Origin of the sequence: Pseudomonas sp. WS 5078, from assembly GCF_012985745.1 — a bacterium.
GTDB lineage: Bacteria > Pseudomonadota > Gammaproteobacteria > Pseudomonadales > Pseudomonadaceae > Aquipseudomonas > Aquipseudomonas lundensis_A.
In genome coordinates this window covers 17790-38615 of sequence record NZ_JAAQWX010000005.1, presented here as the reverse complement: position 1 = coordinate 38615, position 20826 = coordinate 17790, and the positions used below count along the sequence as shown (strand labels likewise).

At 59.2% G+C, this 20826-nt stretch carries 16 protein-coding genes; 7 read left to right on the top strand and 9 right to left on the bottom strand.

All coding sequences use genetic code 11. The features are described from left to right. Positions 1-63: 63 nt before the first annotated feature. From HBN68_RS08780 to glnE, 9 genes are all read right to left on the bottom strand, one after another. Positions 64-1527 (bottom strand): lipopolysaccharide kinase InaA family protein, encoded by a 1464-nt coding sequence (locus HBN68_RS08780; RefSeq protein ID WP_169963673.1) that lies wholly within the window; start codon positions 1525-1527, stop codon positions 64-66. After that, on the bottom strand, positions 1527-2279 hold the full coding sequence (locus HBN68_RS08775; RefSeq protein WP_169963671.1) for a lipopolysaccharide kinase InaA family protein: 753 nt from the start codon (positions 2277-2279) through the stop codon (positions 1527-1529). Before HBN68_RS08775 ends, HBN68_RS08780 begins: the two co-directional genes overlap by 1 nt. Beyond that, positions 2276-3010 (bottom strand): lipopolysaccharide kinase InaA family protein, encoded by a 735-nt coding sequence (locus tag HBN68_RS08770; protein ID WP_094991908.1) that lies wholly within the window; start codon positions 3008-3010, stop codon positions 2276-2278. The genes HBN68_RS08775 and HBN68_RS08770 overlap by 4 nt, the downstream gene beginning before the upstream one ends. Beyond that, positions 3010-3816 carry a lipopolysaccharide core heptose(I) kinase RfaP gene (gene rfaP / locus HBN68_RS08765; protein WP_169963669.1) on the bottom strand — a complete coding sequence of 269 codons (807 nt, stop codon included), beginning with the start codon at positions 3814-3816 and terminating at the stop codon, positions 3010-3012. Before rfaP ends, HBN68_RS08770 begins: the two co-directional genes overlap by 1 nt. After that, entirely contained in the window at positions 3816-4937 is a 1122-nt protein-coding gene (locus HBN68_RS08760) for a glycosyltransferase family 4 protein (protein WP_094991906.1), read from the bottom strand. The genes rfaP and HBN68_RS08760 overlap by 1 nt, the downstream gene beginning before the upstream one ends. Then, positions 4937-5998: a lipopolysaccharide heptosyltransferase I gene (waaC, locus tag HBN68_RS08755; protein ID WP_169963668.1), complete on the bottom strand. Its 1062-nt coding sequence runs from the start codon at positions 5996-5998 to the stop codon at positions 4937-4939. Before waaC ends, HBN68_RS08760 begins: the two co-directional genes overlap by 1 nt. Beyond that, the gene (gene waaF / locus HBN68_RS08750; RefSeq protein WP_094991904.1) at positions 5999-7033 is read right to left on the bottom strand and encodes a lipopolysaccharide heptosyltransferase II; all 1035 of its coding nucleotides are present in this window, start codon (positions 7031-7033) and stop codon (positions 5999-6001) included. A 155-nt stretch (positions 7034-7188) separates the two neighbouring features. After that, on the bottom strand, positions 7189-8112 hold the full coding sequence (locus HBN68_RS08745) for a branched-chain amino acid transaminase (RefSeq protein ID WP_047273066.1): 924 nt from the start codon (positions 8110-8112) through the stop codon (positions 7189-7191). 84 nt (positions 8113-8196) lie between these two features. Next, a complete protein-coding gene (glnE, locus tag HBN68_RS08740; RefSeq protein ID WP_169963665.1) occupies positions 8197-11169 on the bottom strand; it encodes a bifunctional [glutamate--ammonia ligase]-adenylyl-L-tyrosine phosphorylase/[glutamate--ammonia-ligase] adenylyltransferase in 2973 nt (990 codons plus the stop codon). 383 nt (positions 11170-11552) lie between these two features. Between glnE and aceE the strand changes: the two genes are divergently transcribed. The 7 genes from aceE to HBN68_RS08705 all read left to right on the top strand — a co-directional run bounded on the left by aceE (position 11553) and on the right by HBN68_RS08705 (position 20818). After that, the gene (aceE, locus tag HBN68_RS08735) at positions 11553-14198 is read left to right on the top strand and encodes a pyruvate dehydrogenase (acetyl-transferring), homodimeric type (protein WP_094991902.1); all 2646 of its coding nucleotides are present in this window, start codon (positions 11553-11555) and stop codon (positions 14196-14198) included. A gap of 11 nt (positions 14199-14209) precedes the next feature. Further along, the gene (gene aceF, locus HBN68_RS08730) at positions 14210-15844 is read left to right on the top strand and encodes a dihydrolipoyllysine-residue acetyltransferase (protein WP_094991901.1); all 1635 of its coding nucleotides are present in this window, start codon (positions 14210-14212) and stop codon (positions 15842-15844) included. Positions 15845-16282: 438 nt separating this feature from the next. Beyond that, positions 16283-18364, top strand: coding sequence for a type VI secretion system tip protein TssI/VgrG (tssI, locus tag HBN68_RS08725; protein ID WP_169963663.1), 2082 nt, complete (start codon positions 16283-16285; stop codon positions 18362-18364). After that, positions 18361-19215 (top strand): DUF4123 domain-containing protein, encoded by an 855-nt coding sequence (locus HBN68_RS08720; RefSeq protein WP_169963661.1) that lies wholly within the window; start codon positions 18361-18363, stop codon positions 19213-19215. Before tssI ends, HBN68_RS08720 begins: the two co-directional genes overlap by 4 nt. Continuing rightward, positions 19212-19994 carry a hypothetical protein gene (locus tag HBN68_RS08715; RefSeq protein WP_262373491.1) on the top strand — a complete coding sequence of 261 codons (783 nt, stop codon included), beginning with the start codon at positions 19212-19214 and terminating at the stop codon, positions 19992-19994. The genes HBN68_RS08720 and HBN68_RS08715 overlap by 4 nt, the downstream gene beginning before the upstream one ends. Before the next feature lie 12 nt (positions 19995-20006). Further along, positions 20007-20309, top strand: coding sequence for a hypothetical protein (locus HBN68_RS08710; protein WP_169963659.1), 303 nt, complete (start codon positions 20007-20009; stop codon positions 20307-20309). Then, positions 20300-20818: a hypothetical protein gene (locus HBN68_RS08705; protein WP_169963657.1), complete on the top strand. Its 519-nt coding sequence runs from the start codon at positions 20300-20302 to the stop codon at positions 20816-20818. The genes HBN68_RS08710 and HBN68_RS08705 overlap by 10 nt, the downstream gene beginning before the upstream one ends. The last annotated feature ends 8 nt before the right edge of the window (positions 20819-20826 follow it).

Sequence of the window (20826 nt, the reverse complement as noted above, 5' to 3'; positions counted from 1 at the left end):
AGCGTCTACCAAAAGAGCGCACACTTCCCCGCCCCTCGGCAACGACGATACGAGGGCCGGGCGTTATGACTCGACACCGGGTTTCTTGGGCAGGCGACCGTCGATTACCTGATACAGCGCGCTGTCTGCTGGCCAGTTGCGCATAAACCGCGCCCGATCACGGGCGTAGGCCGGCGCAAAGCTGGCATCGCTACGGTGCTGGCACATTGAGTCGAGATCAATCAGCGCCCAACGACCGGGAGCCGGCTCTGTTTGCCAAAACACATTGTGACCCTTCAAATCACCGTGGCTGATGCGCTCGCGGATCAAGTCCGCGAACAGGTGATCCAGCGCCTGCAGTTCGGCTTCTGGCGCGTCGCCGCTGTCGACGTAAGGCGCAAAACGCTCAATGATGTCCGGGCCGGGCAAGAAGTCGGTCACCAGATACGCCTTGCCACGCAGCCACAAAAAGCGGGTTTCCAATAACGCCAGCGGCTTGGGCGTTGCGATCCCGAGGAATGCCAGCCGGTTGCCTTCACGCCAGGAGTGCCAAGCACGACTCGGCCGCCAGAAACGCTTGAGCCAATGGGCAAAGCCTTTGATGTTGTAACGCTTGATCACCAGCGTGCGACCGTCCACCTCGACCTTGCCGACACTGGCTGCGCCGCCGGTTTTGTAAAGATGGCCCTGATCGAGCAACGCATCCGCCGTGGCCAGCACCGGCAGCATGGCGGACTCTTCTCCACGTCGTACGGCGCGCAAGGCCATCGCCCCACGCTGCACGCTGAACAACGAACAATCGCGCCCCACTTTGTTGAGGAAGTCATTCAGGCGCCAGGCGCGCACTTTCTCGACCTGTTTGAGTAACGCTTCGAGCGGCAGGGCGTGCTCACCGTTGCTGAGCAGGTAATGCACCAGCAACTCCTCGATATAAGGCTCAAGGCTTTTGGGCAACTGGGCAAAGAACACCCCGAGGTTTTCCAGCACTTTTTGCCGCGACAGCGGCTTGCCCGCCGTCTCGACGCAAATGCCACCACCGTCGATCACATACAGCTTGCCGTTCTGACGCAGCAGGTTGTCAAGATGAAGATCTTCCTGCCAGACCCCTTTGAGGTGCATCTGGCCAATGACCTCAAGGGCTTGTGCCAATACGGTTTGTTGCTCGTCCGCCAGCACTGGTAAGTCCTGCACGGCACGCCAGGCAGCGCCCAGGCTCTCGGCGTGCTCCAGAAACTCAAACAGCAGCCAGCCGCCCTCACCTTCCTGCAAACCGTCTGCCAATAACAACGGCGTCGTCAGCCCTTGCTCGGCCAGCACACGGACGCCCGCCAGCTCCCGCTCAAAGTTGCGAGCAGCCTTGCTGCCTACCATCAATTTGGCCAGCACCGTACGACCTCGCCATACGCCTGCACCGACATAACGCTGGCCCGGCAAAACGCGCAACAACGTGAGCAATTGCAACTGCGCAGGCCCGGCCGCATCCGCCAGCTCAATACTCAACGGCAAACCCGGGGCGCGCCCGGCTTTTTGCAGTTCGGATAGACGCATCAGCGGTTCTCCTTTTGATGACGGCGCACATTCAGACGTTGATACCACGCGTCGACCAGACCGCTGTCCAGCGGTTGGTCGAGGTAGGCCGCCAGCATCGCGCGCACGTCGGCCTCGGTCCAGACCTGAGCGCGGCGTAATAACGGCTCAAGGTCTTTAACCCGATCACGTTGGCCCAGCAGCAAAGGCCGGGTTTTCTCCAGGTCGATCAACTGAGCGCGATACGCCTGGCCATCGGGCTGCAAGAAGATGTGCTTGGGATAAAAGCAACCATGCACCTGACGCACCGCATGCAGACGCTGCGCCAACTGACCACACGCCTGCAAGATGGCCTGGCGCTGTTCGGCCGTCAGTTGCGTCCATTGCTCCAGCAGCGAGTCGAGGTCGTTCCAACCATCCAGCGCACGGGTCATCAGAATTGCCCGACGCTCGCCGCCGACTTTGCGCTCACCAAAAAACACCGCTTCCAGCGCCGGAATACCCAGCTGCTGATAGCGTTGAATATTGCGAAACTCACGGGCAAAACTCGGTTCACCCAACGGGCTATGCAACGTCCGGGTCAGGTAATTGCTCTGACGCTTGAGGTAAAAACCCTGACCGTCGAGGTCCATACGAAACACGCTGCTCCAGCCGCCGCGGCTGGTATTGGGCTCGTCAACGGCCTCGAGTTGCAGGTTCCATAACGCGTCGAAGTCAGCCAGACCCTGGCGCTCCAACAGTGCGCGATCAGCGTCTGCCACAAAATCAGTCATTCCCGGCCCTCAAAAAAACGCACGATATGACGGACGCGTTCCTTGTCCGCCCCAGTAAGTCGCGTGCGTCCGGTGTATTGGAAATAAAAACGCAGGCGCTGGGTGGCCGAAAGGTGGTATTTGGCCACTTTGTCGAGGCACGCCAAGTCTTTGGTGATGCGGTACTTGAGCCAGAAACCGCGCCAGAAGTCGCCGTTGGGGCAGTCGATCAAATACAACTGCGCCTGATCGTCGATCAGCAAGTTGCGCCATTTCAAATCGTTATGGGTAAAACGGTGGTCGTGCATGGTTTTGGTGTAGCGCGCCAATTGGCGGCTGACACCGTCTACCCACGCGCGATCTTTGAGCAGCGGATCGTTGTTGTCTGCCAGCTCGGACAAGTCGCGGGTGTTGGGCAATTCGCGGGTGATCATGGCGCCGCGGTCGTAAGCCAGGCCTTTACGCTCAAGACCCCAGGCCACCACGTCAGCCGTCGGAATGCCCCACTTGGCAAACCGCTTGAGGTTTTGCCATTCGGACTTCACGCGTGGGCGGCCCAAATAGCGACGCAGCCCTTTGCCAGCACCGGTGTAGCGTTTGACGTAGTAATTGACGCCCTCGCGTTGAACACGGATGACCTCGGACAGCGGGTCGCGGGTCAGGTGCTCGCCCTTGAGGGCGAACACGGCGTCCAGCGTGCCGAAGTCGCGGGCCAGCGCGCTGTAAGCGGGGTCCAGATTCCAGCCCGCCATTAGAGTGCATCCCCATAACGCACTTTGCGTTCGTAGAGTTTTTTTGCCTTGCCTTCCAGCCAGGCCAGCAGGCGAGCTTCATCACGCAAAATCTGACGCAATGGCATCTGGAAGTAACCGCGCAAAAAACGCAATTTGTCGCGCCGGGTCAAACCGATGTCCAGCGCCGAGAAATACAGGGCGGCCAGATCCTTGTTACGCCAGCGGCGGCTGATGACCGGGCGGGTTTGGGCACGGTGCAGGTCGATGATCGACAAACGGAAATTATCCGCCGCCACCGGCTTATCGGTGTGCAGCAAAAAGTGGCAGATGTAACAGTCGCGGTGGTTAACGCCAGCGCGATGCATCATGCCGGTCATGCGTGCCACTTCAGCGATCAGCGCATGTTTGAGCGAGGGCTGCGGCGGTTGCTTGACCCAGTTGAGGCTGAAATCTTCGAGGCTGACGGTCGGTGCCAGCTCTTCGGTGATGATGAACGAGTGCTGTGCGGCCGGGTTACTGCCTTTCTCGCCGTAGGCCACAGCAGTCATGGTGGGGACGCCGACCTCGTGCAGACGGTTGATGGCACGCCACTCCTGACCTGCGCCGAGCACTGGCAACTTGGCGGTCAGCAGATTCTTGAACACTTCGCCCCAGCCAATGCCACGGTGGATTTTTACAAAGAAACCACGCCCTTCGACCTCAGTACGCAACGTACGTCGGCCTTCCAGTTCGCGGTAAACCTCGCCTTCCAGACGCTCGACTTCGGTGAACGCATCGCGTCCGGCCCACAAGCGCTTGAACGGTTCGGCAAGTATCAGTTTCATCAGTGTTGCTCCGCCAGAATCACATCCGCAGCGTGCTGCGGCATGCTATAGAGGTCGGCCGTCTGCGCGAAGGCCAGGCCGTTTTGGCTCCAGGCCGCGCGCGCAGCATCATCGGACAACATGTGGGTCAGGTACTCATTGAGTTGCGCCTGCTCAAACGGCTCGTCCAGCACACGCCCGGCATCTGCTTCGGCAATGTAGTGGGCATAACCGCATACCGCGCTGACCAGCACCGGCAAGCCGGCTACCAGCGCTTCAAGCAGTACGGTGCCAGTGTTTTCGTTGTAGGCCGGGTGAATCAGCACGTCCGCGCCCAACAAAAAGCGCGGGATGTCGCTGCGCCCTTTCATGAACTGCACATGCTCGCCCAGCCCCAATGTGGCGCTTTGCAATTGAAAGACTTTGGGGTCGTCCTGACCGATTACAAACAATCGGGTACGTTTTTTAAGCTCGGCGGGCAATGCTGCCAGCGCTTTAAGGCTGCGATCCACGCCTTTGGTCTTGAAGCCTGAGCCAATCTGCACCAGCAGCAAATCATCGTCCGCGAGCTTGAATTCACGCCGGAAATCCGCGCGAATGTCGGCCGCATTCGGCGGCGCACGGCGATCCAGCGCAATGCCCGGCGGCAGCAAATGGAAACGCTCGATCGGGGTGCCATAGTGCTTGATGAACAAAGGTTGCTGGACTTCGGAAATCATCAGGATTTCGGTTTTGGCCTGCTTGTCGAACACCGCACGCTCGTACTCGGCAAAGTGCCTGTAGCGCTTGAAATAGCGGTACATCGAGTGCCGCAGGTTTTGCGCCTTGTCTTCAAAACAGCCGTCGGCAGCGTAATACACGTCCAGCCCCGGCATTTTGTTGAAGCCAATCAGACGATCCACCGGGCGTTTGGCCAGATCGGCCTGCATCCAGGCGAGCATTTTTTCATTGCGCGTGTGATTGAAGAACGCCTTGACCGGCGCCACCAGCACTTCAAAACCCGGCGGGATATCACCTTCCCAGATCATGGTGTAGACGCGGATCTGGTGCCCGCGCTTCTGGCACTCCAGCGCAATGCGCATAAAGTCCCGCTGTAGACCGCCAAACGGAAAGTATTTGTACAGGACAAAAGCCAGTTGCATCAGCGCAGTTCCTCAGCCAGTAACAACGTGCTTAATCGACTTGCAACACGCTCGGGGTTCAAACGAGTGAAGCACAAGGGCCACTCGGCTTTCAGGTCAAACCGCTGCTGGTCCTGTGCAGTCGGCTGGTACGTGCATTTTTTCTGCAGGCACGGGGCGCACGGAAAATCGCTGGCGAGGTGGATTTGCACCTTGCCGTAGGCGCCTGTCAGACCGGGATTTGTCGGGCCGAACAGGGAAATGGTCGGCACATCCAGTGCCGCCGCCAGGTGCCCGAGGCCCGTGTCCACTGCCACACAGGCACTGGCGCTGGCCAGCACTTTGGCAACGCCCGCCAGATTCAACTTGGGCAGCACGACGACGTGGGGCAACTCACTGGCGATACGTTGCGCACGGGCCTTCTCGACCGGATTGCCCCAAGGCAAGCGCACCTGAACGCCCAAGTGCCCCATGCGAATGGCCAGGTCACGCCAGTACACTTCGGGCCAGTGCTTGGTGTCCCACGTAGTGCCGTGCAGAAACAGGACAAACGGCTTTTGACGCGGCAACTCGACCAACCGGTCGACATCCAGCCCGTAATCGCCCAAGCCTTTGGGCAAGTCGTAGCCCAGCGCAACAGCAAACAACTGACGCAACCGTTCGACGGCGTGCTGGCCGCGGGCCACAGCCAGGCGGCGCTGGTAAAAGCGGCTGGCCAGAGGCTCACGGGCCGAGTCACGATCAAGCCCCGCGACCGGTGCTTTGACGTAGCGCGTCAGCCACGCACTTTTGAGCAAGCCCTGCGCGTCGATGACAAGATCGTATTTTTCAGCGCGCAGGCTTTGCTTGAAACGTCGCCATTCACCGCTTTTGAAGGTTTCCCAGATATTTTTGCGCCAGCGGCGAATTGCCACGGGTATCACTTTGCCCACTGACGGGTGCCAGGTCGGGATCTCGGCAAAACCTTCTTCCACCACCCAGTCAAACGTGATGCCCGGAATCGCTCGCGCGGCGTCGGTCAGCGCAGGCAAGGCATGAATCACATCCCCAAGGGATGAGGTTTTCACCAACAGAACACGCACCTAGTGAACCTCGACCGGTGAGCCCTGCAAACGCTGCAAGGCATCTACGACGAGTTGCGGCAGCAGTTCGCGCAGGCAGTTGTAATGACCGAAACGGCAGGTGCGCTCAAAACACGGGCTGCATTCGAGCCCCAGGCGCACGATCTCGACCTTGTCCGCGAGCGGGGGCGTGAAACCTGGCGAGGTTGAGCCGTACACCGCCACCAGCGGGCGGTTCAGCGCAGCCGCCACGTGCATCAGGCCCGAGTCGTTGGACACGACCGAATCTGCGCAGGACAGCAGATCAATCGCCTCGGCCAACGATGTGTCGCCGCTGAGGTTGACCGCCTCTTCACGCAAGCCGGGGATCAAGCGCGCGCGGATGTCTTCGCCCACCGCGTGATCGTTTTTCGAACCGAACAACCACACTTGCCAGCCTTCACGGATTTTCTGCTCGGCAACTTTGGCGTAGTGCTCGGACGGCCAGCGTTTGGACTCACCAAATTCGGCGCCCGGGCACAGCGCCAGCACCGGGCGATCAAGGGTCAGACCGAATTTGTTCAACGCGGCATCGCGGCTTTGCGGGTCGATCTGCAAAGAGGGCCGCGGGTACGGCGTGGGCAATTCGACGCCCGGTTCATACGCCAGCGCCATGAAACGCTCGATCATCAGCGGATAGCGCTCTTTGTCGAGCGTGCGCACATCGTTCAGCAGGCCGTAGCGAAATTCGCCGCGCCAGCCTGTACGTTTAGCAATTGCGGCAAAAAACGGCACCAGCGCCGATTTCAGCGAATTGGGCAGCAGGATGGCCTGATCGTACTGACCCTTGAGGGACTTGCCGATCTTGCGCCGCGTGGCCAGTTCCAGTGCGCCGTGGCCGAGCGGGAAGCTCAAGGCCTGGCGAACTTCAGGCATGCGTTCGAGTATCGGCCGGCTCCACTCGGGGGCCAGCACATCGATTTCGCACTCCGGGTGACGCTGTTTCAGGCACTGGAACAGTGTCTGCGCCATCACCATGTCACCGACCCAGCTGGGCCCAACGATCAAAATTTTCATAAGTTTCCATAAACAAGCAAGGGAGGCATTCGCCTGATGCTCGCCAGTCAAGCGCAATCAACCGCAGGAGTGAGCGAACTCACTCGTGCAGGGACAGCCTTTTCTTAACTGGCGGGACTCAGGCTTTCGCCTCCCCGCTGTGATGCCATTTCGCTTTATTTGACCAGTGTACGCCACTCGGCGTGGGCCGACGTTTTGCCGGTGACCAGATCAAAGTAAGCCTTTTGCAGTTTTTCGGTGATCGGGCCACGGCGGCCGATCCCGATTTGACGCCCGTCGACTTCACGAATCGGCGTCACCTCAGCGGCGGTGCCGGTGAAGAACGCTTCGTCGGCGATGTACACCTCGTCGCGGGTGATGCGTTTTTCAACAAATTTGTAACCCAGCTCGGTGGCCAGGGTCAGGATCGTGCTGCGGGTGATGCCGTTGAGGCACGCCGTCACGTCCGGGGTGTAGATCACACCATCCTTGACCAGAAACACGTTCTCGCCCGAGCCTTCGGCCACGAAACCTTCCGGGTCCAGCAACAGCGCTTCATCGGCACCGCCGGAAATCGCTTCCTGCAGGGCCAGCATCGAGTTGATGTAGTGACCGTTGGCCTTGGCACGGGTCATGGAAATGTTCACATGGTGACGGGTGAAGGAGCTGGTACGCACCTTGATCCCGACTTCCAGTGCTTCGGCGCCCATGTAGGCACCCCAGCTCCACGGCGCGATAATTACGTGGACTTTCAGCCCGGTGGCACGCAGGCCCATGGCTTCAGATCCGTAGAACACCATCGGGCGAATGTAGGCGCTGTCGAGGTTGTTTTCACGCACCGCTACGCGGGTCGCTTCGTTGATTTCGTCTTTGCTGAACGGGATCTTCATGCCCATGATGTGGGCCGAATCGAACAGGCGGTCAGTGTGTGCCTGCAGGCGGAAAATCGCCGCGCCCTGCGGGGTTTCGTAGGCACGCACACCTTCAAACACGCCCATGCCGTAGTGCAGGGTATGGGTCAGCACGTGGGTTGTCGCGTCACGCCACGGCACCAGCTTGCCGTCATACCAGATCACACCATCACGATCAGCCATCGACATCATTACGCTCCTCAAAGAATCCAGCACCTGCGCCTTGAGACGACAGGCAAATTGGACGGACCTTATGGGCCCGCCGGATACGTTTTACAGCTTTAACTCTGTGTTCTGGCTGACCGGGCCCAGGCCCAGCTCAGACCAAATGCGCCGTACGTTCTGACGTTCGACGACAAACTGATCGCCCGTGACCACCCCGGCTTCCTTCTGCAAAGCCTGGCGGTGGGCAACCGCGCGAAAGGCCTTGTACGCCTCACGCAACAGGCTGGCATCGGCAGCGGGCATCAACCCGGCCTCCTCCAGCCCTTCCAGAATGCGGATGTTATCGGTGAAACGAAGCAACTGCGGGTACTCCCGCGCCCATGCAAGGGTCGCGTATTGCACCATAAATTCAATATCGACGATACCTCCGGCGTCCTGCTTGAGGTCGAACGGCACCGTGGCCTCGAAGGCATTTTCACCCAGGCCGGCGGCGGTCATGCGGGTGCCAAGGTTGTCGCGCATCTTGGCCCGCATCTCGCTGACCTCCTGACGCAACGTGGGCAAGTCCCGTTCGCGGCCCAGCACACCGGCGCGCACCTTCTCAAATGCGCTGCCCACTTGCTTGCAGCCCACCAGCACACGGGCCCGTACCAACGCTTGATGCTCCCAGGTCCAGGCTTCATTTTCCTGATACCGCTCAAAGGCTCCGAGCGAACTGACCAGCAACCCGGAAGCGCCCGACGGACGCAAGCGCATATCGACGTCATACAACTGGCCAGAGGTCGTTTGCGCAGTGAGCAAGTGAATGATTCGCTGCCCCAGGCGAGTAAAGAACTGGGCGCTGTCGATGGGTTTAGGTCCGTCGGTATCGGCATTCGGGTCACCGTCGTGGATGAATACAAGGTCCAGATCCGAACCGTGTCCCAGCTCGATCCCACCCACTTTTCCGTAGCCGACAATAATAAAGCCCGGGTCGCACAGGCTGCCGTCGGTACGCTGCGGGGTGCCGTATTTGGCAACCGTCTGCCGCCAGGCCAACGCCAGCACTTGCTCCAGAATGGCTTCGGCCAGCCAGGTCAGGTAGTCGCTGACCTTCATCAACGGCAGGCTGCCCGCGATTTCCGACGCAGCCACGCGCAAGCGGTGCGCAAGCTTGAAGTTACGCAGTGCTTCCATCTGTTGTTCAAGGTCGTCCTCGGGAATGCGCGTCAGGCGCTCACGCAACTCCGCTGCCAGCTGCGGCGCCAGGGGCGGCTTGAACAGACGGCCTTCATTGAGCAATTCATCAAGCAGCAGCGGGAAACGCGTGATTTGCTCGGCAATCCACGGGCTCGCCGCGCACAAGGTCAACAGACGGCGCAGGGCGTCGGGGTTTTCGGTCAACAGCACCAGATACGCCGAGCGTCGGGCCACGGCTTCCACCAGCGGCAACACCCGCTCCAGGACCAAGTCCGGGTTGGCATGCTCAACCGCCTGGGCCAGCAAGCGCGGGATAAACGCGTCGAGACGCTCACGCCCCAAGCGCTGCATCGCGCGCAATTGCGGGCTAGAACGCAGGCTGGCCAGTTGTTTCAGCGCTTTCGGCGCATCGACAAACCCGGCCTCTTCCAGTTGAACGCACGCCGCTGCGTCGTCCTGAACTTCTTCCCACAGCGGCAACCACTCCCCGCCGACAATCAACTCACCCTCATCGATGTCTTCTTCATCGTCCGGGTCGGCAATCACCTGACGGAAATGCCAGTCAATTCGCCCTCGCCACGCCATGAGTTGCGTGTGGAAGGCGGCCCAATTGGTAAACCCCATCATGAAAGCAATGCGCGCCTGATCCAGCTCGCTGTCGGGGAGCATCTGGGTCTGACGATCGGCAATCGCCTGAATCGCGTGTTCGGTGTAGCGCAGAAATTCATAGCCCTCGCGCAGTTCACTGACCACCGCAGGTGGCAAATAGCCCTGCCCCTCCAGAATGCTCAACACTTTCAGCAGCGGGCGTTGTTGCAAACTCAGGTCGCGCCCCCCGTGAATCAACTGGAAGGCTTGGGCAATGAATTCAACTTCGCGAATCCCGCCCGCTCCCAGCTTGATGTTGTCGGCCATGCCTTTGCGTCGTACTTCCTGCTGAATCAGCTGTTTCATGGTGCGCAGCGCTTCAATCGCAGAAAAATCGAGGTAGCGCCGGTACACGAACGGGCGCAACAGATCGAGCAATTGCGCGCCCATGACTTGATCGCCCGCCACCACGCGGGCCTTGATCATTGCGTAACGCTCCCAGTCGCGGCCCTGATCCTGGTAATACTGCTCCAGCGCATTGAAGCTCAGCACCAACGCCCCCGACGACCCATACGGGCGCAAGCGCATGTCGACGCGGAACACGAAGCCGTCGACGGTCATCGGGTCCAGCGCTTTGATCAGCCGCTGCCCCAAACGAATGAAGAACTCCTGATTATCCAGCGGGCGCTTGGCCCCGACCGTTTCACCGCCTTCGGGATAGGCGAAGATCAGGTCGATGTCCGATGAGAGGTTCAGCTCCACAGCCCCGAGCTTGCCCATGCCCAGAATTACCATCGGCTGCGGCTCGCCGCTGCGCTGCCCGATCGGCGTGCCGAACTGCTGGCAGTGACGTTCGTACAGCCAGCGGTAGGCCTGATCGATGCAAGCATCGGCCATGTCCGACAGGTCGCGGCAGGTTTCGATCAAATCCGCCTGGCGAGTCAGGTCGCGCCAGATGATGCGGACTTGGTGACGCGTGCGCTGGCGACGCAATACGCGGCCCAACTCCTCATCGGTTTGCGCCTGCTGCACGGCAGCAGCAATTTGCCCGCACAGCTCACCGGGAGCGAAGTTGCGGTCCAGTTCGCCGAAGCTCGCCAATTCCAGCAACATCACAGGGTCACGCAATGCCTGCTCAATAAAGAAGTCGCTGGCCGCACTGACGCGACTGAATGCTGCCCATCGCGCGTCAGACCAATCTTCCAGCCCTGGCCCACTGTCAAGCCCGGCCACTGCAGCGCGCCACGACTGTTCAGCACGCTTAGCAACGGGCAATAAAAGAGAGGGAATGGGGGCAAGCGACGGAAGGCTCATGGTCTATCCTTGATCGGCTAAGGGATTGCCGGGTACGGTGACAGGAAGAAACAGCGGTTTAATCCGACTGTCGAACAAAGGTTATAAATAGCTGACAATTCTTTTTTCTTGGCACAGAACCTTCACACAGAAGGCAAAAATCTAAATTTCGCACCAACAGTATCGATTTTTCGCACAACCAAACAGGTGGCCGTTGAAGCCTATCCTGTAGTTTTACTACTGACTCACCCATTTGAAAGGCTGAAATGGCCAACGATTTGTAGTAAAACTACACAACCCCGGAATCTACTTCCGGCTATCCAAGAATTTATGTCGTCTGCCCACAAGGCCAGTCGCAAACTCAGGCAACCGATTCTGGAAGCCTTTCCGCCCTGGAGCAAGCCATGCAAGACCTCGATCCCGTCGAAACCCAGGAATGGCTGGACGCCCTGGAATCGGTTCTCGACAAAGAAGGCGAAGACCGTGCTCACTATCTGATGACCCGTATGGGTGAGCTCGCTACTCGCACCGGTTCGCAGCTGCCGTACGCCATCACAACGCCATACCGCAACACCATTCCCGTTACCCACGAAGCACGCATGCCTGGCGACCTGTTCATGGAACGCCGCATTCGCTCGTTGGTTCGCTGGAACGCCATGGCAATGGTAATGCGCACGAACTTGAAAGATTCTGACCTGGGCGGTCACATCTCCAGCTTCGCCTCCAGCGCAACCCTGTATGACATCGGCTTCAACTACTTCTTCCAGGCCCCGACCGAAGAACACGGCGGCGACCTGATCTACTTCCAGGGCCATACCTCCCCGGGCGTTTACGCGCGTGCCTTCATGGAAGGCCGTATCACTGAAGACCAGATGAACAACTTCCGCCAGGAAGTCGACGGTCAGGGCCTCTCGTCCTACCCGCACCCATGGCTGATGCCTGACTTCTGGCAGTTCCCGACCGTTTCCATGGGTCTGGGTCCGATTCAGGCGATCTACCAGGCGCGCTTCATGAAGTACCTGGAAGCGCGCGGGTACATCCCGGCCGGCAAGCAGAAAGTCTGGTGTTTCCTGGGCGATGGCGAGTGTGACGAGCCGGAATCCCTGGGCGCCATCTCGCTGGCAGGCCGTGAAAACCTCGACAACCTGATTTTTGTCATCAACTGCAACCTGCAGCGCCTCGACGGCCCGGTTCGCGGCAACGGCAAAATCATTCAGGAACTCGAAGGCGTGTTCCGCGGTGCTCAGTGGAACGTAACCAAAGTCATCTGGGGCCGTTTCTGGGACCCGCTGCTGGCCAAAGACGTCGACGGCATCCTGCAACGCCGCATGGACGAAGTCATCGACGGCGAGTACCAGAACTACAAAGCCAAAGACGGCGCATTCGTGCGTGAACACTTCTTCAACACGCCTGAACTCAAAGCGATGGTTGCAGACCTGTCCGACGACGAAATCTGGAAGCTCAACCGTGGCGGCCACGACCCGTACAAGGTCTACGCGGCGTACCACGAAGCGGTCAACCACAAAGACCAGCCAACCGTCATCCTGGCCAAGACCATCAAGGGTTATGGCACCGGTGCGGGCGAAGCGAAAAACACGGCGCACAACACCAAGAAAGTCGACGTCGACAGCCTGAAGTTGTTCCGCGACCGTTTCGACATCCCGGTCAAAGACGAAGAAATCGAAAACCTGCCGTTCTTCAAACCAGAAGAAGGCAGCGCTGAAGCCCGCTACCTGAGCGAGCGTCGCACGGCACTGGGCGGTTTCGTGCCACAGCGTCGCGCCAAGAGCATGAGCATTCCGACCCCGCCACTGGACACCCTCAAGGCCATCCTTGACGGCTCCGGCGACCGCGAAATCTCCACCACCATGGCCTTCGTGCGTATCTTGGCGCAGCTGGTCAAGGACAAGGACATCGGCCAGCGCATCGTGCCGATCATCCCGGACGAAGCCCGTACCTTCGGTATGGAAGGCATGTTCCGTCAGTTGGGCATCTACTCGTCCGCCGGCCAGCTCTACGAGCCCGTCGATAAAGACCAGGTGATGTTCTACCGCGAAGACAAGAAAGGTCAGATCCTCGAAGAAGGCATCAACGAAGCAGGCGCCATGAGCTCCTTCATCGCCGCCGGTACTTCGTACTCCAACCACAACCAGCCAATGCTGCCGTTCTACATCTTCTACTCGATGTTCGGCTTCCAGCGTATTGGCGACCTGGCCTGGGCCGCTGGCGACAGCCGCACCCGTGGCTTCCTGATCGGCGGCACCGCCGGGCGCACTACGCTCAACGGTGAAGGCCTGCAACACGAAGACGGTCACAGCCACATCCTGGCTGCCACCATCCCGAACTGCCGCACCTACGATCCGACCTACGGCTATGAGCTGGCGGTGATCATTCAGGACGGCATGAAGAAGATGACCGAAGAGCAACAGGACGTCTTCTACTACATCACCGTGATGAACGAGTCCTACCAGCAGCCAGCCATGCCGGCCGGTGTCGAGGAAGGTATCGTCAAAGGTATGTACCTGCTGGAAGAAGACACCCGGGAAGCCGCTCACCACGTTCAACTGATGGGCTCCGGCACCATCCTGCGTGAAGTGCGTGAAGCTGCGAAGATCCTGCGTGACGAGTTCAACATCGGTGCGGACGTGTGGAGCGTTACCAGCTTCAACGAACTGCGTCGCGACGGCCTGGCCGTTGAACGTGCCAACCGTTTGCACCCTGGTCAGAAGCCACAGGTCAGCTACGTTGAAGAGTGCCTGAGCGGCCGTAAAGGTCCGGTCATCGCTTCGACTGACTACATGAAGCTGTTCGCCGAACAGATTCGCCAGTGGGTACCGGTCAAGGAATTCAAAGTGCTGGGCACTGACGGTTTCGGCCGCAGCGACAGCCGCAAAAAACTGCGTCACTTCTTTGAAGTAGACCGTCACTTCGTGGTGTTGGCAGCCCTTGAAGCACTGGCTGACCGTGGCGATATCGAACCGAAGGTGGTAGCAGAAGCCATCGTCAAGTTCGGCATCAACCCGGAAAAACGCAACCCACTGGACTGCTGAGGAGAATATTTGTGAGCGAACTCATTCGAGTACCTGACATCGGCAGCGGTGAAGGTGAAGTCATCGAACTGTTTGTAAAGGTCGGCGACCGCATTGAAGCCGACCAGAGCATCCTGACGCTGGAATCGGACAAGGCGAGCATGGAAATCCCTGCGCCCAAGGCCGGTATCGTCAAGAGCCTGAAAGTAAACCTGGGCGACCGCCTCAAAGAAGGCGACGAACTGCTGGAGCTGGAAGTCGAGGGCGCCAGCGCGGCGCCTGAAGCCGCTGCTCCGGCCGCTGCTGAAGAACCCGCCAAAGCCCCTGCCGCAGAAGCGCCAGCCGCCCAGGCACCCGCAGCTGCGGCCCCGGCAGAAGCCACCGTGCAGGACATTCACGTCCCGGACATCGGCTCGTCGGGCAAAGCCAAAATCATCGAGATTCTGGTCAAGGCAGGCGACACCGTTGAGGCCGATCAATCGCTGATCACCCTCGAATCCGACAAGGCCAGCATGGAAATTCCATCGCCAGCTGCCGGTGTGGTGGAAAGCATTTCGGTCAAGCTCGATGACGAAGTCGGCACTGGCGATTTCATCCTCAAGCTCAAGGTTCAAGGCGCTGCGGCACCTGCCGCACCTGCGCCAGCAGCCCCGGCTCCGGCCAAAGCTGAAGCGCCTGCCGCTGCAGCCCCTGCGCCAGCCGCCAAAGCCGAGGCAGCCCCTGCCCCGGCCGCCGCGCCTGCGCCAAAAGGCGCGAAAGTTCACGCAGGCCCTGCTGTCCGTCAACTGGCCCGCGAGTTCGGCGTCGAGCTGAACGCAGTGAGCCCGAGCGGCCCGCACGGTCGCGTGTTGAAAGAAGACGTGCAGGCCTACGTCAAGGCCATGATGCAGAAGGCCAAGGACGCTCCGGCCGCCGGTGCAACCGGTGGTGCTGGCATTCCGCCGATTCCGGCTGTCGATTTCAGCCGTTTCGGTGAAGTCGAAGAAGTGGCCATGACCCGCCTGATGCAAATCGGCGCGTCGAGCCTGCACCGCAGCTGGCTGAACATCCCGCACGTGACGCAGTTCGATCAGGCTGACATCACTGAGCTGGAAGCTTTCCGCGTCGCGCAAAAAGCCGTTGCTGAAAAGGCTGGCGTGAAACTGACCGTACTGCCCCTGCTGCTCAAGTCGTGCGCCCACCTGCTCAAGGAAATGCCCGACTTCAACAGCTCGCTGGCGCCAAGCGGCAAAGCCATCATCCGCAAGAAATACGTGCACATTGGTTTCGCCGTGGACACACCGGACGGCTTGCTGGTTCCTGTGATCAAGAACGTTGATCAGAAGAGCCTGCTGCAATTGGCTGCCGAAGCCGCTGCGCTGGCTGCCAAAGCCCGCGACAAGAAACTCACCGCTGACGACATGCAAGGCGCCTGCTTCACCATTTCCAGCCTCGGCCACATTGGCGGCACCGGCTTCACGCCGATCGTCAACGCGCCGGAAGTGGCGATCCTGGGTGTCTCCAAGGCAACCATTCAGCCTGTCTGGGACGGCAAAGCCTTCCAGCCCAAGCTGATGCTGCCCCTGTCGCTGTCCTACGATCACCGCGTGATCAACGGCGCTGCAGCTGCACGTTTCACCCAGCGCCTGAGCCAGTTGCTGGCCGATATCCGCACCATCTTGCTGTAAGCCAGACCCCGGTCTTCTTCACCGAAGGCCGGGGCCGCGCACTGTTTTCCGAGCGCCACGCTCGTACCTCAACCCCGCCCAATTGGCGGGGCTTTTTTTGCTCTAAGAACACCCTCAAAAACATAATAGCTCAAAGCCATTATGCGCAACTTCTTGCACACCTCGTTGTGGATAAGTGTGTGGATACATCGCTGAAACCCACACTGTTTAATACGTACAAGCAAGTGCGCAAGAAGTTGCACAGTACTGCGCAACTTCTTGCGCACTTTTTCGAACTTTCCCAAACTTTTTACGGGCAAATACCCCCTCTAAAAATCCAAAAAAAAATAATTACCGTGTAAACAAGGCTTTAAAAAACAGTGGCATGAAAGTTGATTACCCACTTAGCTCCCATTCAGGCCTGCGGGGCTGAATTCACTCTTTTCATGGGTAAAAAACATGTTCGCGCAGGCCAATGCAGCTCACTTTTCCTTGCTCATCCCGAACGTGCGCAACGACTTCAAAGTCTTGGCATTTAACGGCAAAGAAGCGATCAGCGAGCTGTACGCCATTCGCATCGAGTTAGTCAGCGAACATTCGAATATCGATCTTGAATCGTTATTGTGCCAGCCCGCTTTTCTACAATTCGGCTTTAAAGGCGAAGGGCTCCACGGCCATATCGAAGATGTATACGTCGGGGAATCCGGCAAGCGCCTGACGCGTTATATCGTCAGCCTTGTACCCGCCCTGCACTATTTGCAGTTCAGCCAGAACCCGCGCATTTTCCAGCACCTGAGTGTGCCGCAAGTGCTGGCCAAGGTGCTTGAGGGCCATGGTATCCAGGCAGATGCGTATGCCTTCAACGTCCTCCACAGCCCAGTGCGTGAATACTGCACGCAATACGCCGAGACTGATTTTGAGTTCCTGCAGCGCCTGTGCGCCGAAGAGGGCATCGCCTGGCATCACCAGCCCAGTAAAGACAGCCACTTGCTGGTATTCACAGACACCCAGACCTACTTTCCTCTTTTGGGAGAAACGCCTTACCAACCAGGCACTGGCACCGTGGCCGACCACCCTGTGATTCAGCAGTTCTCCCAGCGCCTGAGCACCCGGACCAGCACCGTTACGCGTCGCGACTACGACCTCAAGCGCCCCAGCCTGCTGCTGCAAAGCGCGTTCACGGCGGACTTTGCCCCCGCGCTCGAGGACTATCACTACCCGGCGCTGATCGACACCGAGAAGCGCGGCAGGCAACTGGCCCGGCAAGCCCTGGAGCGCCATCGCAGCGACTATCGCCTGGCTGAAGGCCACAGCGATCAGCCAATCTTGCGCAGCGGCCACTTCTTCACCCTGACCGAACACCCGCGCAAAGCCTGTAACGACTTGTGGCTGCTGCTCAGCGTCCATCACGAAGGCAAACAGCCGCAGGCACTGGAAGAGTCTGTCAGCAGCGATGTGCAGCCCGCAGACGGCTTCACTCAGGGGTACCGCAACCAGTTCAGCGCCATCCCGTGGGACGTTTTCTATCGCCCCCCCCTGACACCCCCGCGCCCTCCGCTCGTGACCCAGACAGCCCGCGTGACCGGCCCGGAGGGCCAAGAGATTTTTTGCGACGAGCTGGGACGCGTACGGATCGAGCTGCCCTGGGACCGGGCCGAACTGGACAGCGACAAAAGCAGTTGCTGGGTACGCGTCTCATCAAGCTGGGCGGGCGAGCATTTCGGTGCCAGTACCATCCCCCGCGTCGGCATGGAAGTGGTGGTCACCTATGTCGAAGGTGACCCCGACAAGCCGCTGATCACCGGCTGCGTGCCCAACACATCAACGCCTGTGCCCTACCCGCTGCCGGCCAATAAAACCAAAACGGTGATGCGCAGCCACAGCTCGCCGCACACCGGCGGTTACAGCGAACTGTCAATTGAAGACCGTGCCGGGCAGGAGAAAATCTTTCTGCGGGCACAGCGCGATATCGAACACATGGTGCTGAACGACAGCGACACAAAAATCGGCCGCGACCGTGCCGAGCAAATCACCCGCGACAGCCGCAGCCTGATCGAAAACGACCGTTTCGAGCAGGTTGGCGGCAACAGCACCAGCCTCATTAAAGGCAACGAACAGCACACCACCCAAGGGTTGCGCGACACCGTCATCGAAGGCAACGAACAACTCTCGGTCACCGGCAACAGCAGTACCCAAGTCGACGGCACGTTGGTGATGCAAGGAGGAACCCACACCCACGTCACCGCCACCCACGTGGTAATCAACGCCGGCGCCAGCTTGACCCTGAGCGCGGGCGGCCAACACATCGTGATCAATGGCGGGGGCATTTTCAGCAGCGTGCCGATTGTGGTCGGCGGTGCGCCAGTGCCCGGCGTCGCACCATTACAGGCAGCCCAGGCACAGGCCATCGCTGCCAAACCTCTGATTGCGCCCACACTGGCGGCCCTGATGAAGGCCAGTAAAGCCAAGGGAGCTGACTTCTGCCCCCTCTGCGAGGCGTGCAAAGACGGCGTCTGCCTGCCACAAGGAGCCACCTCATGAGCCTCACCACCGTCGTCCAATGGATGAGCGAACAACGCCAGCTCGGCCAGGCAATTGCCCTGGTGCTGGACTCCGAAGACGAGCGCGAGCCCCGTCAACAGTTGTTGCGAAGCTGCGATTACGAACGCTACTGCGGGGTCTATCACCAGACCCCGGTCAGCGAACTGGCCGATGCCGGGCCCTATATCTTCATCATCGAGCCCCGGGAATACGCAGTTCTGGACACGCTACTGGCCGAGCCGCAGCGCCACTGGGGCTGGCTGGCAAGCCTGCCCCAACAGCAACTGCCCGCCCTGACCCGGCACTGGCGCGAACGCATCATCACCGGCACCCGCCCGAATCAGGCGCTGTATCGGTTCCATGACAACCGGGTGCTCGCCCGGGCCTTGGCGTTCATGACCGAGGAGGCGCTGCCCGGCTACCTGGGGCCTGTCACCAGCGTGTGTTACTGGGCCGAATCGCGCTGGGACGTCACCCACAACCCCGCGCCCGGTGAACACCCCGTACCCGACCAACCGGCCTGGCTCAACGTCCCGGCCCCGCAGTTGCTGGCCATCGACATCCTGCACACCAATATCTACCGCTACCTGTGGGCCGAACGCAGCGATGGCATGCTCGCACTCAGCCAGCATCGAGACCCGGACGAGTGGCTGACCGAGCAACTGACCCAGGCACGGCACTGGAACTGGAACACGCCCGAACAGCTGCACTTTTTAGTGCTGCATCGTTTAGAAACCCTGGAGCGACCAGTGATAAAAAACTGGTCACCCCGCGAGCACGAGACGCCACAGACTCACTTTGAGCGACTGTTGAGCGAAGTGCAGTTCTGGGCGGGAGAAACTCCCCTATGAAGCCCAACCTGCGTGCATGGCTCTTGAGCACCAGCATGAGCCTCCTTACCGGCTGCTCAATGACCCCACCCAAAACCTTCACCTTTCAGGCTGACGTGCCTGAGAACTTCACGGTGACCGGCACTGCCAACTACAAACCCGCGCCCGGTGAAACCTGCATCCCCCCCTCCGGCGAAGCGTTCACGACAGGCAGCCTTTTCTTCAAGCCGGAGCAACCCAAAACAGCCCATCAAGTTGAGTTCAAAGTCCCACTGACCGACGACGACCATGGCTGCTCGATGGTACTGCGAGGGTTGAAGCTGAAGATTGAAGGGCAGTGGGGCAAGCGTGAACGGGACATGAGTTTGGCGTCTGCCGGTTTCTCCGTCAGCGATGAGCCCTCCGCACAACCCCCTGCCACGTCAACACCACAGGCCCAGTATTTTAACGGGCAATGCCAGTGGCTGTTTCGCACAGTCGGATCTAAGCAGGTGATCAGAAAAATACTGCAATGCAGGGCCCTTGGTGCAAACGGCGACATGGAGAAACGCATGATCGGTGGCCGCTTGCACCGCGATAAGCTGGCGAACTCGACAGTCAGATTGGTGCTGAGTGTGGCCAACCGTGAGGAGCCTTATTACACAAACTTCTGGATTGAAACTCAGAAGGGATGGAAAGCCTGTACAGGTCTTTGGGGAACGCCGAATGAAGAGCTTTGTACCAAGCCATACAAATTTCTAAAGTCATTCAAAATGCCCGACGGTCGCGATTGCACTGTTTATCCGACCTGCACTGAATAAGGACATTAAAAAATGAAAACACATGTAAACACGGAAAATTATAAGCCGTTTATACCCACCATCAACTGGGGGCAGGCTTTGTGCCTGGGCGCTTTTGCTTTGGTGATGTCGGGCTGCTCCGTTACCACACCTAAAACCTTCACCTTTCAGGCTGACGTGCCTGAAGACTTCACGGTGACGGGCACAGGCAATTACATACCTGCGCCCGGAGAAACCTGCACTGGACGATCCGGCAAACCGTCCGCGTCGGTCGTCTGCACTTCAAGCCGGAACAGCCAAAAACGGCCCATCAAGTTGAATTCAAAGTGCCATTGACCGAGAACAAACTTGGTTGCTCGGCGGTGCTGCACAGTCTGAAGCTGACAATTGAGGGTCGCTGGGGGCCAGGCAGAGAGCATACTTCACAAGAATTTGCCACTTTTTCTATTTCAGATGACACCTCGCAACAAACTTCTACTTCTCAAGTGTTTAAAGGGCAATGCCAGTGGCTCTTCAGAACCATGGGCCCGTATCGCTACATCGTAAAAATCCCAAAGTGCAGGGCCTTGAATACAAACGGCGATATGGAAAAACGCATGATCGGCGGTCGTTTGCACCGCGATCAGTTGGCGGACTCGACGGTCAAGTTGGTGTTGTCTGTGGCGAAGGAAGAAGAACCAGCGGTTGGGGATAACTGGGTTAAGTTTCCGACGGGTTGGAAGCGATGTATGGGGAAAGGCCTGGATGATCGCTATGGCTTTTGCCGAGGAAACACCACCGATTTCAAACCCTTCAAAATGCCCGACGGTCGCGATTGCACTGTTTATCCGAACTGCACTGAATAAGGACATTA

Excerpts from the sequence above, each read along its gene's own strand:
- HBN68_RS08780 (WP_169963673.1), bottom strand. The coding sequence starts at position 1,527 with ATGCGTCTATCCGAACTGCAAAAAGCCGGGCGCGCCCCGGGTTTGCCG.
- HBN68_RS08775 (WP_169963671.1), bottom strand. The coding sequence starts at position 2,279 with ATGACTGATTTTGTGGCAGACGCTGATCGCGCACTGTTGGAGCGCCAG.
- HBN68_RS08770 (WP_094991908.1), bottom strand. The coding sequence starts at position 3,010 with ATGGCGGGCTGGAATCTGGACCCCGCTTACAGCGCGCTGGCCCGCGAC.
- rfaP (WP_169963669.1), bottom strand. The coding sequence starts at position 3,816 with ATGAAACTGATACTTGCCGAACCGTTCAAGCGCTTGTGGGCCGGACGC.
- HBN68_RS08760 (WP_094991906.1), bottom strand. The coding sequence starts at position 4,937 with ATGCAACTGGCTTTTGTCCTGTACAAATACTTTCCGTTTGGCGGTCTA.
- waaF (WP_094991904.1), bottom strand. The coding sequence starts at position 7,033 with ATGAAAATTTTGATCGTTGGGCCCAGCTGGGTCGGTGACATGGTGATG.
- HBN68_RS08745 (WP_047273066.1), bottom strand. The coding sequence starts at position 8,112 with ATGTCGATGGCTGATCGTGATGGTGTGATCTGGTATGACGGCAAGCTG.
- glnE (WP_169963665.1), bottom strand. The coding sequence starts at position 11,169 with ATGAGCCTTCCGTCGCTTGCCCCCATTCCCTCTCTTTTATTGCCCGTT.
- aceE (WP_094991902.1), top strand. The coding sequence starts at position 11,553 with ATGCAAGACCTCGATCCCGTCGAAACCCAGGAATGGCTGGACGCCCTG.
- tssI (WP_169963663.1), top strand. The coding sequence starts at position 16,283 with ATGTTCGCGCAGGCCAATGCAGCTCACTTTTCCTTGCTCATCCCGAAC.
- HBN68_RS08720 (WP_169963661.1), top strand. The coding sequence starts at position 18,361 with ATGAGCCTCACCACCGTCGTCCAATGGATGAGCGAACAACGCCAGCTC.
- HBN68_RS08715 (WP_262373491.1), top strand. The coding sequence starts at position 19,212 with ATGAAGCCCAACCTGCGTGCATGGCTCTTGAGCACCAGCATGAGCCTC.
- HBN68_RS08710 (WP_169963659.1), top strand. The coding sequence starts at position 20,007 with ATGAAAACACATGTAAACACGGAAAATTATAAGCCGTTTATACCCACC.